Origin of the sequence: Roseovarius nubinhibens ISM (assembly GCF_000152625.1) — a bacterium.
Taxonomy (GTDB): Bacteria; Pseudomonadota; Alphaproteobacteria; order Rhodobacterales; family Rhodobacteraceae; genus Roseovarius; species Roseovarius nubinhibens.
Genome location: NZ_CH724156.1, coordinates 405,188 through 425,765, shown reverse-complemented (window position 1 = coordinate 425,765; position 20,578 = coordinate 405,188). Strand labels below are relative to the sequence as shown.

The window sequence follows — 20,578 nt, the reverse complement described above, 5'->3', positions numbered from 1 at the left end:
TCGGGCAGCCGGGGCAAAACAGCATGGATTTCAAGATGACAGCTGCGTGGACGCAAAGGGCGGCACTGATCGTGACATTGGCGGCGGCCGGGGCCGCTCAGGCCCAGGACGGCGAGATCAGGACCAAGCAATACGACGATGGCGGCGTCTACGAGGGCACGTTCAAGAACGGTCTGCAACATGGCACCGGCAGCTATACGCTGCCCAATGGCTACCAATATCGCGGCGATTGGGCCGAGGGCGAGATTCGCGGCACCGGTGTCGCGCGCTTCCCCAATGGCTCGGTCTATGAGGGCGAATTTGCCGCCGGCAAACCCAATGGCGTGGGCAAGATCACCTTCACCGATGGCGGCACCTACGAGGGCACATGGGAAGACGGCAAGATCAACGGCGACGGTGTCGCGATCTATGCCAATGGCGTCCGCTACGAGGGCGGCTTCCGCAATGCGATGCATTCGGGGCGCGGCACGATGACCTCGCCCGGCGGCTATGTCTACGAAGGCGACTGGGTCGCGGGCGTCAAGGAAGGCAGTGCCAAGATCACCTATCCCGATGGCGCGGTCTACGAGGGCGAAGTGTCGAAAGGCGCGCGCCACGGCCAAGGCACGCTGACCATGCCCGACGGGCTCATCTATGAAGGGCTCTGGAAAGACGGCCAGATCGACGGCGAGGGCAAGCTCGTTCAGCCCAATGGCGATGTCTACGAGGGCAGCCTCGTCAATGGCCGCCGCGAGGGGCAGGGCAAGGTCACCTATGCCAATGGCGATGTCTATGAGGGCGGCTTTGTCGATGACAAACGCCAAGGCACCGGCACGTTCACCGGCACCGATGGCTATAAATACGTGGGCGACTGGGCCGAGGGGCAGATTTCCGGCACCGGCCGCGTGACCTATCCCGATGGCTCCGTCTATGAGGGCGAATTTGCCGAAGACCTCGCCAATGGCACCGGCAAGATCACCTATCCCGATGGCGCCACCTATGAGGGCGAGTGGGTCGATGGCGTGATCGAAGGCACGGGCCGCGCCACCTATCCAAGCGGTCTGGTCTATGAGGGCGAGTTCAAGAACGCCCGCAACCATGGCAAGGGCGTCATGACCTATGCCGATGGCTACCGCTACGAGGGCGACTGGGTCGATGGCCAGCGCCATGGCAAGGGCGTCGCGACCTATCCCGATGGCACGGTCTACACCGGCGATTTCAAGGAAGGCCAGCGCGACGGGCAGGGCGAGATCGTCATGCCCGACGGGTTCAAATACGCGGGCGGCTGGTCCGGCGGCGAGATCAACGGCGAAGGCGTCGCGACCTATTCCAACGGCGATGTCTACGAGGGCAATTTCCGCAATGGCAAGCGGCAGGGCGAAGGCACGATGCGCTATGCCAGCGGCGAAGAGGCGAGCGGCACCTGGGACGAAGGCGCGCTGAACGGCGCGACCCCGGCGGGCGGCGCGGCGGAAGCCGAGGCCGGGGCAGGGCCCGAGACTACGACCGGGACCACGACCGGGACCACGGCTGAGCCCGATGGCGTCCCGGCCGAGAGCATCGACGGCCAAGCCTCGACCGAGCCGAACCCGGCGGCCGAGGCGACTGAGACCGAGACTGAGACCAACAGCGCCCCGTCTGAATAATCGGCCCGAGGAACCAGCCTGACCCAAACCTCCGACGATAAACGGGGCGGCTTAACGCCGCCCTGCCTCTGCGCCCGCAGGCTTAACCCATCCCCAAAACCGGCAAATCGGGAAATCCATACTGTCGTAATACCGACGTGTTGCCGACGCGATGCCGAACCCTCGTTTTTTAGCGATTTCAACGGATTAACCATTCGATTCGCTTGGTTTCGTCAAATGGGCGAAATCGCCCCCGAAACACCGTTCTTACCGCAGGGCTGAGAAGAATATTTCGGGGCTTTTCATTTGGCGCGGCCTGCGTATAGTCGGGCGCATGACAGATTTCGGGCATATCACCATTCCGCAGCACGGCCTTCGCCGTGCCCGCCCGCTTGCCCTACTGATCCTAAGCCGCCTCTGAGCGTGCCATTCCTTGGCGCGACCGCTCAGAGGATGTGCCCTTTCGCGCCGCTGGATCAGATTTAGACAAGAGATACCGACATGACAAAACCCGACAATGACCGCGTGGTGATCTTTGACACCACCTTGCGCGATGGCGAACAAAGCCCCGGCGCAACCATGACCCATGACGAAAAGCTCGAGATCGCCGGGCTGCTCGACGAGATGGGTGTCGACATCATAGAAGCGGGCTTTCCCATTGCTTCTGAAGGAGATTTTCGCGCCGTAAGCGAGATCGCCAAGCAGGCGCAGAACGCCGTGATCTGTGGTCTCGCCCGCGCCAATCTCAAGGATATCGACCGCTGCTGGGAGGCCGTGAAACACGCCCGCCAGCCGCGCATCCACACCTTTATCGGCACCTCGCCGCTGCACCGCGCCATCCCCGATCTCACCCGTGACGAGATGGCCGAACGCATCCATGAGACCGTGACCCACGCCCGCAATCTCTGCGACAATGTGCAATGGTCGCCGATGGATGCGACCCGCACCGAATGGGATTATCTCTGCCGCGTGGTCGAGATCGCCATCAAGGCCGGGGCCAGCACGATCAACATTCCCGACACCGTGGGCTATACCGCCCCGGTCGAGAGCGCCGATCTCATCAAGCGCCTGATCGAAACCGTGCCCGGCGCCGATGACGTGGTGTTTGCCACCCATTGCCACAATGATCTCGGCATGGCGACCGCCAATTCCCTCGCCGCCGTCGCCGGTGGCGCGCGTCAAATTGAGTGCACGATCAATGGCTTAGGCGAGCGCGCTGGCAACACCGCGCTCGAAGAAGTGGTGATGGCGCTCAAGGTGCGCAATGACATCATGCCCTGGCACACCGGGATCGACACCACCAAAATCATGAATATCTCGCGCCGGGTCTCGACCGTCTCGGGCTTTGTGGTGCAGCCCAACAAGGCCATCGTCGGCAAGAACGCCTTTGCCCATGAGAGCGGCATCCACCAGGACGGCATGCTCAAGAACGCCGAAACCTTCGAGATCATGCGCCCGGAAGATGTCGGTATTTCAGGCACTTCGCTCCCCTTGGGCAAGCATTCGGGCCGCGCCGCGCTGCGCGCCAAGCTCAAGGATCTCGGCATCGAAGTGGGGGACAATCAGCTCAAGGACATCTTTGTGCGGTTCAAGGATCTCGCCGACCGCAAAAAAGAAGTTTACGACGACGATATTCTCGCGCTGGTGAGTGTCACGGGCGAGACCTCGAACCATCTCGAGCTGATCAATCTCAAGGTGATCTGCGGCACCGGCCCGGCCGAGGCCGTGCTCGAAATGGACGTGGGCGGCGAGGAAAAAAGCGCCACTTGTCAAGGGGATGGCCCCGTCGATGCCACGTTCAAGGCGGTGCGGGAAATCTGGCCCAATGACGCCAAGCTGCAGCTCTACCAGGTGAACGCCGTGACCGAAGGCACCGACGCCCAAGCCACCGTCAGCGTCCGCCTCGAAGAGGCTGGCAAGATCGCCACCGGCCAGTCCGCGGACACCGACACCGTCGTCGCCTCGGCCCGCGCCTATATCCATGCGCTCAACCGGCTCATGGTGCGCCAGTCGCGCGGCGGCAGCGATATCCCCGAGGTGAGCTACAAGGATCTCACCTGATCCCAAGCCGCTCTGACGGCGGCAATGCGGCGGTTTATGTCGCATTGCCGCTGGACGCGGGCGGCGCTATGGGCCATGTCCCAAGGCAACAGATTGACCGGAGGAAATGACCCATGTCCAACGCAGAGCTTGAAACCGCCATCGAATCCGCCTGGGACGCGCGTGACACGATCACCCCCGCGACCACCGGCGCCACCCGCGAAGCGATCGAAGAGACGCTGAACGCCCTCGACAGTGGCAAGCTGCGCGTGGCTGAGCGCGGCGAGGACGGCACCTGGCATGTGAACCAATGGGCCAAAAAGGCTGTGCTTCTGGGCTTCCGCATCAAGGATATGGAAGTGCAGGACGGCGGCCCGCAGGCCGGCGGCTGGTGGGACAAGGTCGACAGCAAATTCAAGGGCTGGGGCGCTTCTGACTGGAAAACCGCAGGCTTCCGCGCCGTGCCCAATTGCGTCGTGCGCAAATCGGCCTTTATCGCGCCGGGCGTGGTGCTGATGCCGTCTTTCGTCAACCTCGGCGCCTATGTGGACGAGGGCACCATGGTCGACACCTGGGCCACCGTGGGCAGCTGCGCACAGATCGGCAAGAACGTGCATCTCTCGGGCGGCGTCGGCATCGGCGGCGTGCTGGAGCCGATGCAGGCAGGCCCCACGATCATTGAAGACAATTGCTTTATCGGGGCGCGTTCGGAAGTGGTCGAAGGCTGCATCGTGCGCGAAGGTTCGGTGCTCGGCATGGGCGTGTTCATCGGCCAGTCGACCAAGATCGTCGACCGCGAGACCGGCGAAGTCATGTATGGCGAAGTGCCCTCGGGCTCGGTCGTGGTAGCGGGCTCGATGCCGTCGAAAAACGGCGTGAACCTCTACTGCGCGGTGATCGTCAAGCGCGTCGATGAAAAGACCCGCTCGAAAACCTCGATCAACGAGCTGCTGCGCGACTAAGGTGCGCGTGGGCCTCGGCCCGGTTCGAAAATCAGCGACGCGCGTCCCGAACCCCGGGGCGCGCGTTTTGCATTTCTGGGCGGTGGATCGCGGCCACGGCTTGACTTTCCGCCCGTGCCTTCGCAAAGGGAGGCATGAGCAAAACCGCCAAACCCTCCCGTCAGAAAGTCTATACGCTCTTGGTCGAGATCGGCCGCAAGACGGGCGATGGGCTGCCCAAGAACGCCACCGGTGCGGCGCTGGTCATCTATGCCTCGGGCGTGGACGAGGCCGAAGCGGTGCGCGAGACGGTGGCGATCCTCAAACAGGCCGATACCGCGCCGCTCGATGTGACGGGCTATGGCACGTTGGAAGAGCGCGAGGCCGAAGGTCACGAGATCCCCGACGAGGAACGCGCGCTGATGCAGCGGGCGCTCGACGAGAATGCGGTGATCGTGGCGCAGGTCACGCCTTTCGAGGACTGAAGTCCTGACCGCTTAGCGGTCGGCGTCTCCGAACCAGTTGCGATAAATCACGTCATAGCTGCCGTCTTCGCGCATGTTGAGTAGCGCCTGATTGATCTCTTCGGCGAGATCGCTGCCCGAGGGCAGGGCGATGCCATAGCTTTCGCGCAAGAAGATCGGCCCCGCCAGCCGCGTGGTGCCGTCGCCCTCGTTATTGGCGTAATAGGCGAGGATCGGCGCGTCATAGACCAGCGCATCAAGCTCGCCTTCGGCAAATTCAGTGAGCATGGTGGCCGGATCGCCATAACCCTCATAGCGCATCTCGCGGCGGTCGAGGAAATCGGCGGCGGTGCTGCGCTCCACGGTGCCGACCCGTTTGCCATAGAGATCATTGAGCCCGCCGATCGAGGTGTTGATCGCCTCGACCGTCATCACCGAGGTGATCTTGGCCACAAAGACCGACACGATGAAGAGCGACGAGATGACCAGCAGCACGCCAAAGAACCGCCCGGCGGGCGAACGCGGCATGCGTTCCTCAAAGCCACCGTTGACCACAAGGTTGAGCGCCCACCAGAAGGCCGGAAACAGCGCCTCACGCGGGGCGAGATCGAAATAGGGCTGACGGCCCCGTTCGAAATGCCACATGAGCATGCCGCCGCCCAGCAAGAGACCGAAGGCCAGCCCAACCGCGATCAGAATGTCCTTGGATAACAGTATCTTCCAGACTGATGTGCTGCCGGTTCCATCATCATGGATCAGCACCTGAAGCCCGGCGCTAAAGATCGGCTGCGAAAAATCGAGGGTCAATTCGCGTTCGGCGGTGATCGAGATATTGGCGATGGCGGCATCCACCTGACCGGTTTCGGCGGCTGCGAGCATGTCGCTGAAACTGTCGAAGATGACGAAGTCGTAGCTCCGCCCCATACGCTCGGCGAGGCCGCTCCAGAGGTCGATGGAAAACCCTGTGGGGTCGCCATCGGCGGCCATGGAAAAGGGGGGGCGGTTCACGGTGCCGACCTTGAGAGGCTCAGCCTGTTGAGCCGAGGCCGATGCGGCGAAGACCATCAAAGCCAGCAACAGAAGTGTCCGGAACATCCCATCCCCAAAATGGCGTTTTCGCTCGCATACTTAAGATAAACGCATTCGGCAAGGGCGGCGTGTTCAGATTGGCTATGGCTGCCCTTGGGTCAGGCCGCGCGCCAGCGGGCGAGGGTGATCGCCTCATAGGGGCGCAGCACCGGCCAGACCGGCTTGGCATGTTCCGGCAGGGTCTGCGGATCGCAATGGTTCAGAACGCTTTCGCGCAGGTCGCGCGTCTTGCGGCGCAACCGGCCGATATAGAGGCTCTCGATCGGGCAACCGGCGGCCATGACGGCCTGATGCCGGGGCAAAAGCAGGTGATGATAGGTGACCAGCGTGGCGCTCTTGGCGCGAAAGGCCGAGGTCTGATCCACCAGATGCTGTGTGGGCAAGAGCACGGATTCCGTGCCGAAGAGATATTCCACATCCGAGCCAGAGAGGATCAACCGCTCTTGCGGGGCGAGGTGAATGTCCTCGGTCAGCCCATAATAAGGCGCGCGCAGCCGAATGGGACGGAACGCGCCTCGGGCGGGGACGGTGAGGCGCAGCGCCTGCAGCACGGGGGCCGTTTTGCCACAGGCGGTGAGGACCTGATCGCCCCGGCGGAGCAGGGATATCGGGCGCGGGCCCTCCGGGGTCGCGATGGGGACCGAGGCACAGATGCCGGGCATCGGGCCCAAGGGGTGAATATGATCGGCAATCGCCACATAGCGGACGTCGCCGTCGATCTCGCGCAGCGACGGGGCGAGGGTGACCATCTTCAGATTGGCGAGCGGCATCGGATGCGGATCGGCCATGCGCACGCTCAGACATTCGCCGGTGTCGAGATGTTCAAGGCTCAGCCGGGCCTGACCGATGTCGCAATCCCAACTGTAGCAGATGCGCACCCGGTCGGCCCGGGAATCGTCGCGTTGTTCGATGGTGCAATGACGCAGATCCTGCCCAAGGTTCTGGGCCAGCACCACGCCGCCGCGTGGCAGGGCGCGCAGCGAAAAGCCGCCGCTATGGGGCATGCCATGGCGAAAGGAGAGGAGGGTCTGCGGATGGGGCTGGGCCGAGAATTGCGCCTCGATCATCAGCGTGCCGCGCCGCAACAGCACCTCGGGCGCCACCCGCGTGGCGCAGGTCTCTGGGGGATGATCCAGACCGCGGGCATCGAACTGCCCGCAGCCTCGGTCCATGATGGCAATCCAAGCCATTCAGGCGGCTACGGCCGCAGGGCTGGACAGGACACGCGCCTCATAGCTTTTGAGGGTCGTGCGGGCCGCCGCGCCGTATCCGGCACCGGTGGCGGGGTCAATCTCTGGGAACAGAACACAAATTTCACTCACAATTTCGGCCTCGAAACTACGGGCGAACTGCGGACCGGGCAAAAAGCTCTCGGTTTGAAGCCCTTCCGAGTACACCACCTCATGTTGATCGAAGAGCATATGCACATATTCGACCATGCCGCCTTCTACCGGACGGATGCTGTGATCATTGACCAGATCGCGGGCTGCGACAAGAACTTCGGCCTCGCCAAAGTAAAGTTCTGCGCGAGCGTCTCTTATCAGCACACGGTGCAAGGGCGAGAGGCGGATCGCGCGGTGCTGACCCAGGGCGTTCTCGGCGATGTGGATGGGTGCGAAATTGCCCTTGGCCTCGACCCGGCGCTGGCCGATCCAGCGGATCGGCTGGGGCCCACGGTCGCGGGTGATGACGAGATCCCCGGCGCGCAAAGTTTCGATGGGCACCTCGCCATCGGGGGTGAGAATGCGCGTGCCGGTCACGAAACAGGGGACCGAGTCCACCAGCACAAAGCCCGTGTCGGTGTTGCCCGAGCCATTGGCGACGGTATAGGTGAAATTGGTCTGCTCGATCTCGCCATCGCCGGTCAGGGTCAGCGTGCCATCGGCATTGAGCTGCACGGTCTGGCCGCTGGACAGGGTGACGATATCGCCCGCCACAACGGCATTGCCGTTGATATGGGTGATATACATCTGACCGCTGCCATTGTTGCTGTCATTGGCCAGCACATCGACGGTCTTGGAGCCGGTGGGGTTGAGCGTCACCTGATCATCAAGCGCGATGAGCGAGGTCTGGATGCTGTTGCCGGCAATCAGCAGGGTGGAGTCGTAATTGCTGTCCGACACATCCGCGACGCCGATGCGGATCGAGTTCATCTCGCCCGCGACCACGGGCATTTTCAGCGTCAGGGTGACGGTAAACCCGTCCATCTCCGTGTTGTAATCATCGTTGGTGTTGTCGATGAAGAGGTTGCCATTGGCCCCGGCGTTGAGGTTGTTGGGATCGATATCCCCGTCGCCCACCGCAAGCTCGACCTGCACGCCATTGACCCAGACGCCGACGAAATCCTGAAACGAGCCTTGGGCGTATTCGGGGTATTCTTCGGAGGCAAAGATGAACTGCATGGTGAGCAGGTCACCGGTCGGGATGAAATCGACGTCGATGAAGGACGCGTCATAGGTCCGCGCCCCGGCGGCTGCGTTGAATTCGGCGTTGTTGTTGGGGCCGCTGGAATTGGTGGTGGTGTTGCTGCTTTGGTTGGCGCCGGAGAAGAGGTCGAGCGTATTGGTAAAGCCACGCAGATCGCCGGTGGAGAACATCACGCCAGTGTCGCTCGGCGTCACCCCGGGAGAGACGCTGTTGCCATTGGTGTAGATGCCGGAAGAGTCGCGGTCACCGGTGTAGGAGGCGCTGACAATTGTCACGCCATCGCCGAACATCGTTTCGGCCATTTCGATCGCGCTCGCGTTGCGATCGATAGGGAGCTCTTCGCCCAAGATCATGTCCAATGCCCCACGTCATGGGGCAGTGCAACCTGGCAATGTCACTATTAATAACAGCCTTGCGGCGGGGATCACGCGATGAGTGTCCGAACTCTCTACAGATGCTGATTGTCTCAGCTTGCCTGCTACTCTGCCTTTGTTTTTCTTATTATCACCACGGTTTCGCCAGAATGGGGCGAGAATGTGGCGTGTTTACGGCGGAAACCGGGGCAGGAGGCGATTAGCCCTTGTAAACATGCAATCTTGGGTTGGGCGTTGCAAAATGGTGACGCCAATTGCAGCACAGGCGGAAAGGCGGTAGGGCAGGGGCACGTATTTCCAGCGACGAAAAGGCCCGGCCCATGACTGCCATTGATCCCGTTGATTTGACCGCGAAACTGGTGCGTTGCGCCTCTGTGACGCCCGAGGAGGGCGGGGCGCTGGTGCTGTTGCAGGGCCTGCTCGAAGAGGCGGGGTTTGCCTGCACGCGGATCGACCGGGGCGGGGTATCGAACCTCTTCGCGCGCTGGGGCGACAAGGGCGCGACGAAGAGCTTTGGTTTCAACGGTCATACCGATGTGGTGCCGGTGGGCGATGCGGTGGCCTGGAGCGTCGATCCCTTCGGCGCCGAAATCCGCGATGGCAAGCTCTGGGGGCGGGGCTCGACCGATATGAAATCGGGGGTCGCGGCCTTTGTGGCGGCGGCGATCGACCTGGTGCGCGATGCGCCGCCCGAGGGGGCGGTGATCATCACGGTGACCGGCGATGAAGAGGGCGATGCGGTGGATGGGACAACGGCGATCCTCGACTGGATGGAGGACGCGGGCGAGCGGATGGATGTCTGCCTCGTGGGCGAGCCGACATGCCCTGAGACCATGGGCGAGATGATCAAGATCGGGCGGCGCGGGTCGCTGAGCGCGTGGTTCACCATCACCGGGACGCAAGGCCATGCGGCCTATCCGCATCGGGCCAACAACCCGATCCCGGCGATGGCGCGGCTGGTGGACCGGCTGTCGAGCCGCGAGCTCGATCAGGGGACCGAGCATTTCGATCCCTCGACGCTGGCGGTGGTGAGCATCGATACCGGCAACCCGGCGTCGAACGTGATCCCGGCGCAGACCAGCGGCATCGTCAACATCCGCTTCAACGACAGCCACAGCGGCGCGAGCCTGAGCGCATGGCTGCACGAAGAGCTGGCGCGGGTGGCCGAGGAGTTTGGCGTCGAGACCGAGATCAAGATCAAGATTTCCGGCGAGAGTTTCATCACCCCTCCCGGGGCGCTCTCTGAGCTCGTGGCACGGTCGGTTGAGGCCGAGACCGGGGTCAAACCGGTGCTCTCGACCACCGGTGGCACGTCGGATGCGCGGTTTGTGAAATCGCATTGTCCGGTGGTGGAGTTTGGCCTTGTCGGGCAGACGATGCATCAGGTTGATGAGCATGTGGTCGTTGACCATATCGAACAGCTCAAAGGCGTGTATTCGCGTATTTTGCGCGATTACTTTTCATAACCGCGCATGCGCCCGCATTTATACCTCATGCTGAAAGAGCCGCGTCCCGGCCGGGTCAAAACCCGGCTCGGGCGCGAGATCGGCATGGTGGGCGCGGCCTGGTGGTTCCGGCAACAGATCGCTCGGGCCTGTCGCGAGCTCGACGATCCGCGCTGGCAGCTGGTGCTGGCGGTGGCGCCGGATCGCGCGGGGCTCATGAGCCGGATGTTCCCGCCGCATCTGCCACGGGTGGCGCAGGGGCAGGGTGATCTTGGCGCGCGGATGGCGCGGCTCTTGCGCAACGCGCCGCCGGGGCCCGCGGCGATTGTCGGGGGCGATGTGCCGGGGGTGCGGCGCGCCCATGTGGCCCGGGCCTTTGCCATGCTGGGGCGGCGCGACGCGGTGTTTGGCCCCGCCGATGACGGGGGCTATTGGCTCGTGGGTCTCAAGCGCGGCCGGGCAGTGCCGGCGACGCTGTTTGATGATGTGCGCTGGTCGAGCGCCGATGCGCTGGAGGACAGTATCCGCAGCCTTGGCGGGCTGCGGCATGGGCTGATCGATCAGCTGCGCGATGTGGATGGCGCGGCGGATATGTGCGCGCTTACGCCCAAGGCGCCTCAGACCATAGGGCTCAAGCGGTAAACAGCGGGTAAACCGCTAGAGCTCGATCGGGTGCAGCACCTCGGGTTCGATCACGTCGACGCCGGGCAGCGCGTCGATCAGGGCCGCGGCGGATTGTTCGAGAATCGGGAAGGTCCGGTAGTGGCAGGGGATCACCGTCTTGAAATCAAAGAAGGTTTTCGCAGCATAGGCGGCGCGGCGCATGTCCATGGTGAAATGGCCGCCGGCGCAGAGGATGCCGATGTCGGGCTGATGCAGCGCGTTGAACACGCCCATATCGGCCATCACATCGGTGTCGCCCGAGACATAGATCGTGTGGCCCTCGCCGGTGATCATATAGCCGCATTCGGTGCCCGGCACGGAAGGCCCCGCGTCGGTGCCGAAGGACGAGGAATGGACCGCGTGCACCATGGTGACCGCGACATCGCCCAGCGCCACGGTGCCGCCTTTGTTAAAGCCGATCACCTCGATATTCTCGGTGCTTTCCCAATGGGATAGAAGGTCATATTGACCCACCACGGTGACGCCGTCGCGCTTGGCCAGACGGAGCACATCGGCGACGTGATCGAAATGCGCATGGGTCAGCAGGATATGGCTCGCGCCCTTGGTGGCGGCGTCGTGCTGATCATCGGCGAGCATCGGATTTCCGGTGAGCCAGGGGTCGATGAGCAGGGTCTGGCCGCCGATTTCGATGCGAAAAGAGCCATGTCCGAGCCAGGTGATACGCATATGTCCAATCCCTCCCTTGAGATGCCTGCAAAACTAGCGCGATGCGGGGATTCGGCCAACCGTCCGGTCATGATCGGACCATGGGTGAGCCGCAAAAAGCCGCGAAATGGCACGTCGGTGACCTGTCGGTATTGCGTCGGTACCACGACAGTGGCGATTCACGGGGCGTCGGCGGGGCTCTGCGCCGCCTCTCGCCTTGCGGGCGCGGGCCGAGGACGCTAAACGCAGGGCGACAGAACCCGGAGAGTGATCCCATGTCGATTGACACCGAAACCGCCGCCAAAGTGGCCAAGCTGGCCCGGATCAGGGTCGAAGAAGATGCGCTGCCCGCGCTGGCGCAGGAATTCAACACGATCCTCGGCTTTATCGAGCAGCTGAACGAAGTGGATGTCGACGGCATCGAGCCGATGACCAGCGTCACGCCGATGCGCCTGCCGCGCCGGGTGGACGAGGTCAATGACGGAGACCAGCAGGCCAAGGTGCTGTCGAATGCGCCGGATGCCCGCGAAGGGTTCTTTGCCGTGCCGAAAGTGGTGGAGTGATCAATGACCGAGCTGAATGAACTGACCATCGCCGAGGCGCGGGACCGTCTGCGCAAGGGCGACGTGACCTCGGTCGAGCTGACCGATGCCTGCCTGAGCGCCATTGAGGGGGCCGGGGCGCTCAATGCCTTTGTGCATAACACGCCCGAGATCGCCCGCGAACAGGCGGCGGCGGCGGATGCGCGGATTGCCAAGGGCGATGCGCCGGCCATGTGCGGCATCCCCCTCGGCATCAAGGACCTGTTTTGCACCAAGGGCGTGCCGAGCCAGGCGGCGAGCGGCATTCTCGAAGGGTTCACCCCGGAATATGAAAGCACCGTGTCGCAGAAGCTGTTTGATGCGGGCTCGGTCATGCTTGGCAAGCTCAACATGGATGAGTTCGCCATGGGCTCGTCGAACGAGACCAGTGTTTACGGCAATGCGGTCAACCCGTGGCGGCGTGGCAATGACGAGACGGCGCTGACCCCGGGCGGGTCGTCGGGCGGCTCGGCGGCGGCGGTGGCGGCGGACCTGTGTCTTGCGGCGACGGGCACCGATACCGGCGGCTCGATCCGTCAGCCTGCGGCCTTTACCGGCATCACCGGCATCAAGCCGACCTATGGACGGTGTTCGCGCTGGGGCATCGTGGCCTTTGCCTCGAGCCTCGATCAGGCGGGTCCGATGACCAAATCGGTGCGCGACGCGGCGATCATGCTCGAAGCGATGTGCGGCCATGACCCCAAGGACAGCACCAGCGCCGATCTCGCCGTGCCGGATTTCGAAGCGGCCCTGACCGGTGACATTCGCGGCAAGACCATCGGCATTCCGCGCGAATACCGAATGGACGGCATGCCGGAAGAGATCGAGGCGCTCTGGCAAGAGGGCATCGCCAAGATGCGCGATGCCGGGGCCAAGATCGTCGATATCAGCCTGCCGCATACGAAATATGCGCTGCCCACCTATTATGTGATCGCGCCCGCCGAGGCGTCGTCGAACCTCGCCCGCTATGACGGGGTGCGCTATGGCCACCGCGCCAAGCTCGAGGCTGGGGACGGCATCACCGAGATGTATGAAAAGACCCGCGCCGAAGGCTTTGGCCATGAGGTGCAGCGCCGGGTCATGGTCGGCACCTATGTGCTCTCGGCCGGGTTCTATGACGCCTATTACAACCGTGCCCGCAAGGTGCGCGCCCTCATCAAGCGCGATTTCGAGCAGGTGTTTGCGGATGGGGTCGATGCGATTCTGACGCCCGCGACGCCCTCGGCGGCCTTTGGGCTTGGCGAGATGAAGAATGCCGATCCGGTGCAGATGTATCTCAACGATGTGTTCACCGTGACCGTCAACCTCGCCGGTTTGCCGGGCATTTCGGTGCCGGGCGGCATGGACCGTCAGGGGCTGCCCTTGGGGCTGCAGCTCATCGGCAAGCCTTGGGAAGAGGGCGAGTTGCTGAATTGCGCCTATGCGCTGGAACAGGCCACGGGCTTTGTGGAAAAGCCCGGTAAATGGTGGTAAAAGCCGCGCTGTTCGGCCCCCGGGGCCGCAGCGCGGGCCTTTGCCCGCGGTGAGAAAAGTGAGGCAGTTGAGCATGATCTACCGTCGTCCCCTTGGCCTGCTGGCCGTTCTGGCGCTTGCCGCCTGTTCGCCCGCCATCCCTGACAGTGGCGCGCCCGATCCGGGCGCAGGCGTCGGGTTCAACGATTATGACAGCTATGCCGCGCAACGCGCCCGTGATGCGCAACTGGCGGGGGGTGTCGTGCCTGCCGCGCCGGTGGTGAGCAGCGAACGTCTGCCGCAGGCCGATGCGAGCACTGCCAGCACTGCCAGCGCCTCGACCGGGTCGGCCGAGGGCGATATCGCGTCTGAGACGATGGCGGCGCTTGGCGCGGGCGAGAGCCGGGCCGCGGCGGTCAATTCCGGGGTTGTGCCGCTCGAGGCGAGCCCGTCGAACCCGCCGCCGCAGACGGTGGAGAACGCCGCCGGCATCAGCCAGGAAAATGATTTCAACGCAGTGGGTGCGGAACGTTCGATCGAGGGCGACAAGGCCCGGATCGAGGCCAACCGCGCGCAGTATCAGGTGGTCGAGCCCACCGCCATTCCGGCGCGGACGGGCGGATCGGAGCCCAATATCGTGGCCTATGCGCTGGCGGCGAGCCATCCGGTCGGCACGCAGGTGCACCGGCGGCTCAACATCAATGCGGGCAACCGCTATGCCAAGAACTGTGCGAAATACCCCTCGCCCGACAAGGCGCAGGAAGATTTCCTCGCCCAAGGCGGGCCGGAGCGTGACCGGATGGGGCTCGACCCTGATGGGGACGGGTTCGCCTGTTCCTGGGATCCCGCGCCGTTCCGCAAGGCTGTCGGTGGCTGAGCCGGGGCAGGATCGCTCTGCGCTGGCGGAAGGGTTGCCGGAGGATCTGATCTGGCACCCGTCGCCCAATCAGAATAACCGGGCGGGCGGGCCTGCCGATACGCTCTTGCTGCATTTCACCAATATGGAGACGGCGGAGGCCGCGGTCGCGCGGCTCTGCTGTCCCGAGGCCAAGGTCTCCTGTCACTATGTCATCGCCGAGGATGGCCGCGCCTGGCAGCTCGTCGCCGAAGAGCGGCGGGCCTTTCATGCCGGGTTGGGGGGCTGGGGCCGGGTGGCGCAGGATATGAACAGCCGCACCATCGGGATCGAGCTCGCCAACCGGGGCAACCATCCCTTTCCCGAGCCGCAGATGCGGGTTCTGGAGGCGATGATGCGGGGCATCATGGCGCGTTGGTCGATCCCGCCGGAGCGGGTGATTGGCCATTCCGATATGGCGCCCGATCGCAAGGATGATCCCGGCCCGCATTTCGATTGGCAGCGGCTGGCGCGGCAGGGGCTGGCGGTCTGGCCCGAGGTCACGGCGCCGCGCGGCGATGAGGATCTGACGCAGTTCCGGGCGCTGGCGGGGCAGGTGGGCTATCGGCCCGAGTTTTCGGACGAACATGTGCTGGCGGCGGTGCGGCTGCGGTATCGGCCCTGGGGGCGCGGGCCGCTTGCTGCCGAAGATATTGCGGTGCTGCGCGACATCGCGGCACGCTATCCGGTTGACCGGGGGCAAGGCGCGGCCTAGATGCAGGTGGCGCGGAGGGGCGGATGGCCGCGGGGTCTGGCAACAGGCCGCGAGGAAAGTCCGGACTCCACAAGGCAACGGTGCCGGGTAACGCCCGGCCGGGGCAACCCGAGGGAAAGCGCCACAGAGAACAGACTGCTCCGGCATGCCGGAGTGAGGGTGAAACGGTGGGGTAAGAGCCCACCGGGGGGCTGGTAACAGTCCCCGCATGGCAAGCCCCACCGGGAGCAATGCCGAATAGGGATCGCGCGCGGGGCCGGTCGGGCAACCGATACCGCCCGCAGGCCGCCTTGGCCCAGCAGATCCGGGTTGGCAGCTAGAGGCCGCATGGCAACATGTGGCCAAGATGAATGGTCATCTCGGGCAGCGTCTTTGGCGCTGTCTATGACAGAATCCGGCTTATAGCCCCTCCGCGCATATCCGGGCCACGCCCGGAGAGGGGGAAAGCCCGCCGATTGCGACAGGAATCCTGTTGACTCGGGCCGCGATGCGGTTAAAAGGCAGGCTTCATGACGAATTTCACGGGCGGCCCCGGCCCCCCTGTGCAGGAGACAACCAATGGCGAAGCCGACGACAATCAAGATCCGTCTGAACTCGACCGAGGGCACGGGCCATTTCTATGTGACCAAGAAAAACGCCCGCACCATGACCGAGAAGATGGTCGTGCGCAAATACGATCCCGTTGCGCGCAAACATGTCGAGTACAAGGAAGGCAAGATCAAGTAAGATCGCCTTTCTCGACAGAGATCAAAAAAACCGCGCCTTGAAGCGCGGTTTTTTCATGTCTGCCTGTCTCTGATGGTTCAGGGCACGATGCGGGCGTCGCGCAGGATGGCGGCCTGCCAAGTTTCGGGGTCATGCACCTTGGAGAGGGTGCCGCGCAGGGTGATACGCTGATTTTCCGTCACGAAGGGCAGGGCATCGGCGAGCTGCACCTGCAGCGCCGCGTTGTGGTCGGGATCGCCGCAGAAGGGGCAGAGCCCCATGTCGGAGACGAGGATCAACTCGCGCAGCGCTTCGCCCTCGGGGGTGAGCGGCGCGGCATAGCCGGTGATCTCGATCTCGACCGCCTCATCGGCAAAGCCCTTGGGCCAGGTCTTGCGCACCTCATAGCTGGTCTCGGTCACGATCTCGTCGATCTGGATCCCGTTGAGCAGCGCCCAGGTGTCGGGCTGGGCAAAGACCACATTGGTTGAGACGCCGAGCGTCGCGGCGGAGAGGGCAAGCCTGCTGATCTGCATAGGTCGAACTCCTGTCTGTGTGCGGTGCCGTCGTGGCATGTCGTTGTTGCAGCGCAGTATGGGACAGGCGGGGCGGTTTGGGAATCCCCTAAGGGGCGCCATGGGCCGTGGTGGACGGATTTCCGCCGATAGGTGTGCGCGCCACGAAAAAGGCCGGTCACGAGGACCGGCCTTTGCATGTGTCGTGATCTGTGGGCGCTTATTCGCGCGAGCCCAGCAGGTTCAGCAGCATCATGAACATGTTGATGAAGTTCAGGTAGAGGTTCAGCGCGCCCATGATGGCGGATTTGCCGAGCCACTCGCTGTCGCCATGCGCGGCATGGGCGATGTAGGTGTTCTTAATGTTCTGCGTGTCATAGGCGGTCAGGCCGGCGAAGATCAGCACGCCGATGGCCGAGATCGCCATGGAGACGACGCCGCTGCCGAGGAAGATGTTGACGATCGACGCCACGATGAGGCCGATCACACCCATGATCAGGAACGAACCCCAGCCCGAGATGTCCTTTTTCGTGGTGTAGCCCCAGAGCGACAGACCACCAAAGGCGGCTGCGGTCGCGAAGAAGACCTGCGCGATCGACATGTCGGTGAAGACCACGAAGATATAGGAGATCGACACGCCCATCAGAGCGGCGAAGGCGTAGAAGAAGAGCTGTGCCGCGGCGGCGCTCAGGCGGTTGATCACCGCGCCGAAGGCAAAAACCATGATCAGCGGGGCGAACATCACGATGTAACGGGTGAAGCCGGTGAACAGCACTTCCATCATCGCGGCGTTGTTGCCCACGGCCCAAGCCGCGAGGAACGTCAGCAGCATGCCGACGGACATCGTGCCGTAGACTTTGCTCATATGGGCGCGAAGGCCCTCGTCAATGGCCGCTGCCTGCGCGCCTGCGCGGGTGCGGATGGTGTCAAATTGCGCCATGTATCCCTCCGATAGCTGGTCCACACCCAGTGACGGGTGGTTTGCACTCAATATCGGCGAGGCGCGGTTTGTTTTCAAGAGGCTGGCAAGGCGGCGGTTGCGTAAAATCGTGCAATTCGCCGCCCTGATGCCTTCCGGGCCCATTTGCCGCAGTCAGCACGGGGGCGACACGGGGCCGACAGGGGGCGGCACGGGGGCTCAGCCTTCGTCCCAGAAGGGGCGGCGGGCTTCGCTCAGGGCCTCGGTGCGGGTCAGGCCGATGTCGGCGAGCCGGTCTGCGTCCAGCTCGGCCAGAAGGCGGCGCTGACGGCGCAGGGAGGCCCAGGTCTGCAGGCGGGGCAGGAGGCCACGGCGGCTGTGGAGGGCTTGGGTGCGGGAGTGGGAGGAGGTAAGCTGGGTCATCGGTCTAACCTTTCGTATTCGTGATGTGTTGGGCTTTTTGCATTTTCTGTATTGATATATTTGCCCCATCTGGCATGATTAGTGAAACGAATGATTGAGATGTTCCACATCAAGGAGTGTGATGAATGCGAAATCTGGACATGACCACGCTCAGGTCGTTCATGGCGGTGGCCGATCATGGCGGCGTCACGCGGGCGGCGGGGGCGTTGAATCTGACGCAATCGGCGGTGAGCATGCAGATCAAGCGGCTCGAAGAGATGCTCGACATCACGCTCTTGGATCGGGCCAACCGGCGGGTGACGCTGACCGCCTCGGGCGAGCAGCTGCTGAGCTATGCGCGGCGGATCGTGGCGCTCAATGATGAGGCGGTGGGGCGGCTCACCGAGGACCTGTTTGAGGGCGAGGTGGTGCTCGGGGTGCCGCATGACGTGGTGTATCCGGTGATTCCGCGTGTTCTCAAGACCTTCAACAGCGTCTGCCCGCGGGTGAAGGTGCAGCTGCGCTCGTCGAGCACCTGGAAGCTGCATGAAGAGATGCGGCGCGGTGAGGTGGATATCATTCTCGGCACCGAGGCCGAGCTGCAGCCGGGGGGCGAGACGCTCACCGAGATGCCGCTGCGCTGGACCTCGCCACGCGGTGGGCAGGCCTGGAAGAAGCGGCCGATCCGGCTGGCCTTTGGGCAGGTCTGTGCCTTTCGGCCCATCGCCATCAAGGCGCTGGATGGGGCGGGAATCCACTGGGAATTCGCCGTCGAGAGCGAGGATGACCGCGCCATCGAGGCGCTGGTCTCGGCCGATCTGGCGGTCGGGGCGATGCTCGAAGACAGCATTCCGCCCTATCTCGAGGCGCTGCCGCCGGGCTGCGAGCTGCCCGATCTGGGCAGCCAGAAGATCAACCTCTATCGCGCGCCGGGCAGCACCGGGCCGGTTCTTGACGAGCTGGCGGCGATGCTGCGGCAGGGGTTTGCCTGTGCCGCCGCGCCGCCGGTGGCTATTCGTGAGGCCTGATCACCACTTTGCCGGTGGATTTGCGGCTGCGCAGCAGTTCGAGCCCATCGCCCGCCTGCGCCAGCGGCAGGGCGTGGCTCACATGCGGTTTGATGCGGCCCTCGCGGTGCCAGGATAGCAGGGTGGCGAGGCTGTCGGTGACGACCTCGGGTTTGAAGGCCAGATAGCCGCCCCAATAGAGCCCCATCACGGTGAGGTTCTTGACCAGCAGGTGATTGGCCGGGATTTGCGGCACGTCGCCGCTGGCAAAGCCGATGGGCAGCAGCCGCGCCTCGGGGTTGCAGGCGCGGAAGGCAGCCTTGAACTGGTCGCCGCCCACCGGATCATAGACCACATCAGCGCCACCCAAGGCGCGCACGCGCTCGCGGATGTCTTCGCTGGCGGCGTCGATCAGGTGATCGGCCCCGGCGCGGCGGGCGACCTCGAGTTTCTCGGCACCACGGGCGCAGGCGATGACCTTGGCGCCCATGGCATGACCGATTTCAACGGCGGTGAGGCCGACGCCGCCTGCCGCGCCCAGCACCAAAAGCGTTTCGCCCGGTTGCAGCCGCGCCTTGTAGTCGAGGGCGAGATGGCTCGTGCCATAGGCGATCTGCAGCGCGGCGGCGTCGTCAAAGCGCATGTCATCGGGGAGGAGGACGGCGCGGTTGGCGGGAAAGCAGCCATATTCGGCGAGACCGCCCTGACCGCCAAACACCGCGACGCGGCTGCCGACGGCGGGGCCGTCGGTGTCGGGACCGAGCGCATCGACCACGCCGGCCACCTCCATGCCGAGGGTGAAGGGGGGCTCGGGGGTGTCCTGGTATTTGCCCTGACACATCAGCAGGTCGGCGAAGTTGAGACCGCAAGCCATGATCTTGACACGAATCATTCCCGCTCCGGGTGTCGGGACGGGCTTGTCTTGGAGCGTCGGAGCGACGTCAAATCGCGTCACTTGGTAGCTGCGCACAGGAAAACCTCCTTAGAATCAGGGTTAAATGGTTAACGTAACTGCCTCAAATTGTGTCCAAAGGCTAGAAAATCGCAACTGACCGTGAATGTTGTTGGGGGAATTTATACAATTCGCGTTATAATTGAGCTTGTTTTGATCAAATACCTTCTCGGCGGAACGAAAACCGTGTATCTTTCTCGTTGTCGTCGTGTTTCCAGCGCCCATTTATTCTAGGGCGAACAATCATCCTAAGTCTTGATCGGGGACCATGGCGGCACCGAGTAGGACGAGTAAACAAGGATTACAAATATGCCACACGCAGTTGATGTACATGTTGGAAAACGCATTCGCCATCGTCGGTGGCTGGTGGGGATGACCCAACAGCAATTGGCCGAAAGCGTCGGGATCAAGTTTCAGCAGATCCAGAAATACGAGACCGGTGCCAACCGCGTCAGCGCCTCCCGTCTTTGGGATATTGCCGGTGCGATGGATGTCGATGTCAGCTTTTTCTTCGATGGTCTGGAGCGGGCGGATGCCGCCGCGCCCTCGGCTGCGGGAGATCTTCTGGGGGATAAAGAGGCGCTCGATCTCGTGCGGTCCTATTATTCCATCCCCGAAAACCAACGCCGCCGTCTGTTCGAACTGGCCCGGGTGCTGAGCGACGTCGCTTGAGCCTAGGCCGGCATCGCGCTACCACCGGGGGATACTCAGACCCGAAAGGT

21 protein-coding genes and 1 other RNA gene are annotated in these 20,578 nt (G+C 63.5%); 14 read left to right on the top strand and 8 right to left on the bottom strand.

What is annotated here, in order from left to right:
- Nucleotides 1–35 precede the first annotated feature (35 nt).
- The 4 genes from ISM_RS02185 (at nucleotide 36) to ISM_RS02170 (ending at nucleotide 5,070) form a co-directional block, all read left to right on the top strand.
- Nucleotides 36–1,625 (top strand): MORN repeat-containing protein, encoded by a 1,590-nt coding sequence (locus ISM_RS02185; protein WP_083780951.1) that lies wholly within the window; start codon nucleotides 36–38, stop codon nucleotides 1,623–1,625.
- A gap of 480 nt (nucleotides 1,626–2,105) precedes the next feature.
- A complete protein-coding gene (locus ISM_RS02180) occupies nucleotides 2,106–3,665 on the top strand; it encodes a 2-isopropylmalate synthase (protein WP_009812465.1) in 1,560 nt (519 codons plus the stop codon).
- A 113-nt stretch (nucleotides 3,666–3,778) separates the two neighbouring features.
- A complete protein-coding gene (gene dapD, locus ISM_RS02175; protein ID WP_009812464.1) occupies nucleotides 3,779–4,606 on the top strand; it encodes a 2,3,4,5-tetrahydropyridine-2,6-dicarboxylate N-succinyltransferase in 828 nt (275 codons plus the stop codon).
- A 134-nt stretch (nucleotides 4,607–4,740) separates the two neighbouring features.
- Nucleotides 4,741–5,070, top strand: coding sequence for a hypothetical protein (locus ISM_RS02170; RefSeq protein WP_009812463.1), 330 nt, complete (start codon nucleotides 4,741–4,743; stop codon nucleotides 5,068–5,070).
- Between the two features lie 12 nt (nucleotides 5,071–5,082).
- On the opposite strand, the gene ISM_RS02165 is transcribed toward ISM_RS02170, so the two are convergent.
- The 3 genes from ISM_RS02165 to ISM_RS02155 all read right to left on the bottom strand — a co-directional run bounded on the left by ISM_RS02165 (nucleotide 5,083) and on the right by ISM_RS02155 (nucleotide 8,918).
- Nucleotides 5,083–6,144, bottom strand: a complete 1,062-nt coding sequence (locus ISM_RS02165; protein ID WP_009812462.1) for a transporter substrate-binding domain-containing protein — start codon at nucleotides 6,142–6,144, stop codon at nucleotides 5,083–5,085.
- A gap of 92 nt (nucleotides 6,145–6,236) precedes the next feature.
- Nucleotides 6,237–7,310, bottom strand: coding sequence for a Hint domain-containing protein (locus ISM_RS02160; protein ID WP_254655632.1), 1,074 nt, complete (start codon nucleotides 7,308–7,310; stop codon nucleotides 6,237–6,239).
- Nucleotides 7,311–7,328: 18 nt separating this feature from the next.
- Nucleotides 7,329–8,918 (bottom strand): Hint domain-containing protein, encoded by a 1,590-nt coding sequence (locus ISM_RS02155; protein WP_009812460.1) that lies wholly within the window; start codon nucleotides 8,916–8,918, stop codon nucleotides 7,329–7,331.
- A gap of 341 nt (nucleotides 8,919–9,259) precedes the next feature.
- Between ISM_RS02155 and dapE the strand changes: the two genes are divergently transcribed.
- Both dapE and ISM_RS02145 read left to right on the top strand, forming a co-directional pair.
- Complete coding sequence (gene dapE, locus ISM_RS02150) at nucleotides 9,260–10,405, top strand: succinyl-diaminopimelate desuccinylase (protein ID WP_009812459.1); 1,146 nt, start codon at nucleotides 9,260–9,262, stop codon at nucleotides 10,403–10,405.
- Nucleotides 10,406–10,411: 6 nt separating this feature from the next.
- Nucleotides 10,412–11,026 carry a TIGR04282 family arsenosugar biosynthesis glycosyltransferase gene (locus ISM_RS02145; protein WP_040617778.1) on the top strand — a complete coding sequence of 205 codons (615 nt, stop codon included), beginning with the start codon at nucleotides 10,412–10,414 and terminating at the stop codon, nucleotides 11,024–11,026.
- A 15-nt stretch (nucleotides 11,027–11,041) separates the two neighbouring features.
- Here ISM_RS02145 and ISM_RS02140 read toward each other — a convergent pair whose 3' ends face one another.
- Nucleotides 11,042–11,734 carry a metal-dependent hydrolase gene (locus ISM_RS02140; protein ID WP_009812457.1) on the bottom strand — a complete coding sequence of 231 codons (693 nt, stop codon included), beginning with the start codon at nucleotides 11,732–11,734 and terminating at the stop codon, nucleotides 11,042–11,044.
- A 254-nt stretch (nucleotides 11,735–11,988) separates the two neighbouring features.
- Between ISM_RS02140 and gatC the strand changes: the two genes are divergently transcribed.
- The 6 genes from gatC (at nucleotide 11,989) to rpmG (ending at nucleotide 16,082) form a co-directional block, all read left to right on the top strand.
- On the top strand, nucleotides 11,989–12,276 hold the full coding sequence (gatC, locus tag ISM_RS02135; protein ID WP_009812456.1) for an Asp-tRNA(Asn)/Glu-tRNA(Gln) amidotransferase subunit GatC: 288 nt from the start codon (nucleotides 11,989–11,991) through the stop codon (nucleotides 12,274–12,276).
- A gap of 3 nt (nucleotides 12,277–12,279) precedes the next feature.
- On the top strand, nucleotides 12,280–13,767 hold the full coding sequence (gatA, locus tag ISM_RS02130) for an Asp-tRNA(Asn)/Glu-tRNA(Gln) amidotransferase subunit GatA (RefSeq protein WP_009812455.1): 1,488 nt from the start codon (nucleotides 12,280–12,282) through the stop codon (nucleotides 13,765–13,767).
- A gap of 73 nt (nucleotides 13,768–13,840) precedes the next feature.
- Nucleotides 13,841–14,623, top strand: coding sequence for a hypothetical protein (locus tag ISM_RS02125; RefSeq protein ID WP_009812454.1), 783 nt, complete (start codon nucleotides 13,841–13,843; stop codon nucleotides 14,621–14,623).
- Entirely contained in the window at nucleotides 14,616–15,356 is a 741-nt protein-coding gene (locus ISM_RS02120; RefSeq protein ID WP_009812453.1) for an N-acetylmuramoyl-L-alanine amidase, read from the top strand. The genes ISM_RS02125 and ISM_RS02120 overlap by 8 nt, the downstream gene beginning before the upstream one ends.
- Nucleotides 15,357–15,367: 11 nt before the next feature.
- Nucleotides 15,368–15,774, top strand: an RNA gene (rnpB, locus tag ISM_RS17850) — RNase P RNA component class A.
- Nucleotides 15,775–15,914: 140 nt separating this feature from the next.
- Nucleotides 15,915–16,082, top strand: a complete 168-nt coding sequence (gene rpmG / locus ISM_RS02115) for a 50S ribosomal protein L33 (RefSeq protein WP_009812452.1) — start codon at nucleotides 15,915–15,917, stop codon at nucleotides 16,080–16,082.
- A 77-nt stretch (nucleotides 16,083–16,159) separates the two neighbouring features.
- Here rpmG and ISM_RS02110 read toward each other — a convergent pair whose 3' ends face one another.
- The 3 genes from ISM_RS02110 to ISM_RS02100 all read right to left on the bottom strand — a co-directional run bounded on the left by ISM_RS02110 (nucleotide 16,160) and on the right by ISM_RS02100 (nucleotide 17,918).
- Nucleotides 16,160–16,597 carry a hypothetical protein gene (locus tag ISM_RS02110; RefSeq protein WP_009812451.1) on the bottom strand — a complete coding sequence of 146 codons (438 nt, stop codon included), beginning with the start codon at nucleotides 16,595–16,597 and terminating at the stop codon, nucleotides 16,160–16,162.
- A gap of 199 nt (nucleotides 16,598–16,796) precedes the next feature.
- Entirely contained in the window at nucleotides 16,797–17,516 is a 720-nt protein-coding gene (locus tag ISM_RS02105; protein WP_009812450.1) for a Bax inhibitor-1/YccA family protein, read from the bottom strand.
- Between the two features lie 198 nt (nucleotides 17,517–17,714).
- Complete coding sequence (locus ISM_RS02100; RefSeq protein ID WP_009812449.1) at nucleotides 17,715–17,918, bottom strand: DUF1127 domain-containing protein; 204 nt, start codon at nucleotides 17,916–17,918, stop codon at nucleotides 17,715–17,717.
- Nucleotides 17,919–18,043: 125 nt separating this feature from the next.
- Here ISM_RS02100 and ISM_RS02095 point away from each other — a divergent pair, with 125 nt between their 5' ends.
- Nucleotides 18,044–18,925 carry a LysR family transcriptional regulator gene (locus tag ISM_RS02095; RefSeq protein ID WP_040617777.1) on the top strand — a complete coding sequence of 294 codons (882 nt, stop codon included), beginning with the start codon at nucleotides 18,044–18,046 and terminating at the stop codon, nucleotides 18,923–18,925.
- Here ISM_RS02095 and ISM_RS02090 read toward each other — a convergent pair.
- The gene (locus ISM_RS02090) at nucleotides 18,909–19,796 is read right to left on the bottom strand and encodes an NADPH:quinone oxidoreductase family protein (protein WP_009812447.1); all 888 of its coding nucleotides are present in this window, start codon (nucleotides 19,794–19,796) and stop codon (nucleotides 18,909–18,911) included. The two genes, ISM_RS02095 and ISM_RS02090, sit on opposite strands and share 17 nt — an antisense overlap.
- 369 nt (nucleotides 19,797–20,165) lie before the next feature.
- Here ISM_RS02090 and ISM_RS02085 point away from each other — a divergent pair, with 369 nt between their 5' ends.
- Complete coding sequence (locus ISM_RS02085; protein WP_040617775.1) at nucleotides 20,166–20,528, top strand: helix-turn-helix domain-containing protein; 363 nt, start codon at nucleotides 20,166–20,168, stop codon at nucleotides 20,526–20,528.
- Nucleotides 20,529–20,578: the final 50 nt, after the last annotated feature.

Excerpts from the sequence above, each read along its gene's own strand:
- ISM_RS02160 (WP_254655632.1), bottom strand. The coding sequence starts at position 7,310 with ATGGACCGAGGCTGCGGGCAGTTCGATGCCCGCGGTCTGGATCATCCC.
- ISM_RS02155 (WP_009812460.1), bottom strand. The coding sequence starts at position 8,918 with ATGATCTTGGGCGAAGAGCTCCCTATCGATCGCAACGCGAGCGCGATC.
- rpmG (WP_009812452.1), top strand. The coding sequence starts at position 15,915 with ATGGCGAAGCCGACGACAATCAAGATCCGTCTGAACTCGACCGAGGGC.
- ISM_RS02100 (WP_009812449.1), bottom strand. The coding sequence starts at position 17,918 with ATGACCCAGCTTACCTCCTCCCACTCCCGCACCCAAGCCCTCCACAGC.
- ISM_RS02180 (WP_009812465.1), top strand. The coding sequence starts at position 2,106 with ATGACAAAACCCGACAATGACCGCGTGGTGATCTTTGACACCACCTTG.
- dapE (WP_009812459.1), top strand. The coding sequence starts at position 9,260 with ATGACTGCCATTGATCCCGTTGATTTGACCGCGAAACTGGTGCGTTGC.
- ISM_RS02090 (WP_009812447.1), bottom strand. The coding sequence starts at position 19,796 with ATGATTCGTGTCAAGATCATGGCTTGCGGTCTCAACTTCGCCGACCTG.
- ISM_RS02095 (WP_040617777.1), top strand. The coding sequence starts at position 18,044 with ATGCGAAATCTGGACATGACCACGCTCAGGTCGTTCATGGCGGTGGCC.
- ISM_RS02085 (WP_040617775.1), top strand. The coding sequence starts at position 20,166 with ATGCCACACGCAGTTGATGTACATGTTGGAAAACGCATTCGCCATCGT.
- ISM_RS02125 (WP_009812454.1), top strand. The coding sequence starts at position 13,841 with ATGATCTACCGTCGTCCCCTTGGCCTGCTGGCCGTTCTGGCGCTTGCC.
- ISM_RS02110 (WP_009812451.1), bottom strand. The coding sequence starts at position 16,597 with ATGCAGATCAGCAGGCTTGCCCTCTCCGCCGCGACGCTCGGCGTCTCA.
- ISM_RS02145 (WP_040617778.1), top strand. The coding sequence starts at position 10,412 with ATGCGCCCGCATTTATACCTCATGCTGAAAGAGCCGCGTCCCGGCCGG.
- gatC (WP_009812456.1), top strand. The coding sequence starts at position 11,989 with ATGTCGATTGACACCGAAACCGCCGCCAAAGTGGCCAAGCTGGCCCGG.
- ISM_RS02185 (WP_083780951.1), top strand. The coding sequence starts at position 36 with ATGACAGCTGCGTGGACGCAAAGGGCGGCACTGATCGTGACATTGGCG.
- ISM_RS02140 (WP_009812457.1), bottom strand. The coding sequence starts at position 11,734 with ATGCGTATCACCTGGCTCGGACATGGCTCTTTTCGCATCGAAATCGGC.
- ISM_RS02105 (WP_009812450.1), bottom strand. The coding sequence starts at position 17,516 with ATGGCGCAATTTGACACCATCCGCACCCGCGCAGGCGCGCAGGCAGCG.
- ISM_RS02170 (WP_009812463.1), top strand. The coding sequence starts at position 4,741 with ATGAGCAAAACCGCCAAACCCTCCCGTCAGAAAGTCTATACGCTCTTG.
- ISM_RS02165 (WP_009812462.1), bottom strand. The coding sequence starts at position 6,144 with ATGTTCCGGACACTTCTGTTGCTGGCTTTGATGGTCTTCGCCGCATCG.
- dapD (WP_009812464.1), top strand. The coding sequence starts at position 3,779 with ATGTCCAACGCAGAGCTTGAAACCGCCATCGAATCCGCCTGGGACGCG.
- gatA (WP_009812455.1), top strand. The coding sequence starts at position 12,280 with ATGACCGAGCTGAATGAACTGACCATCGCCGAGGCGCGGGACCGTCTG.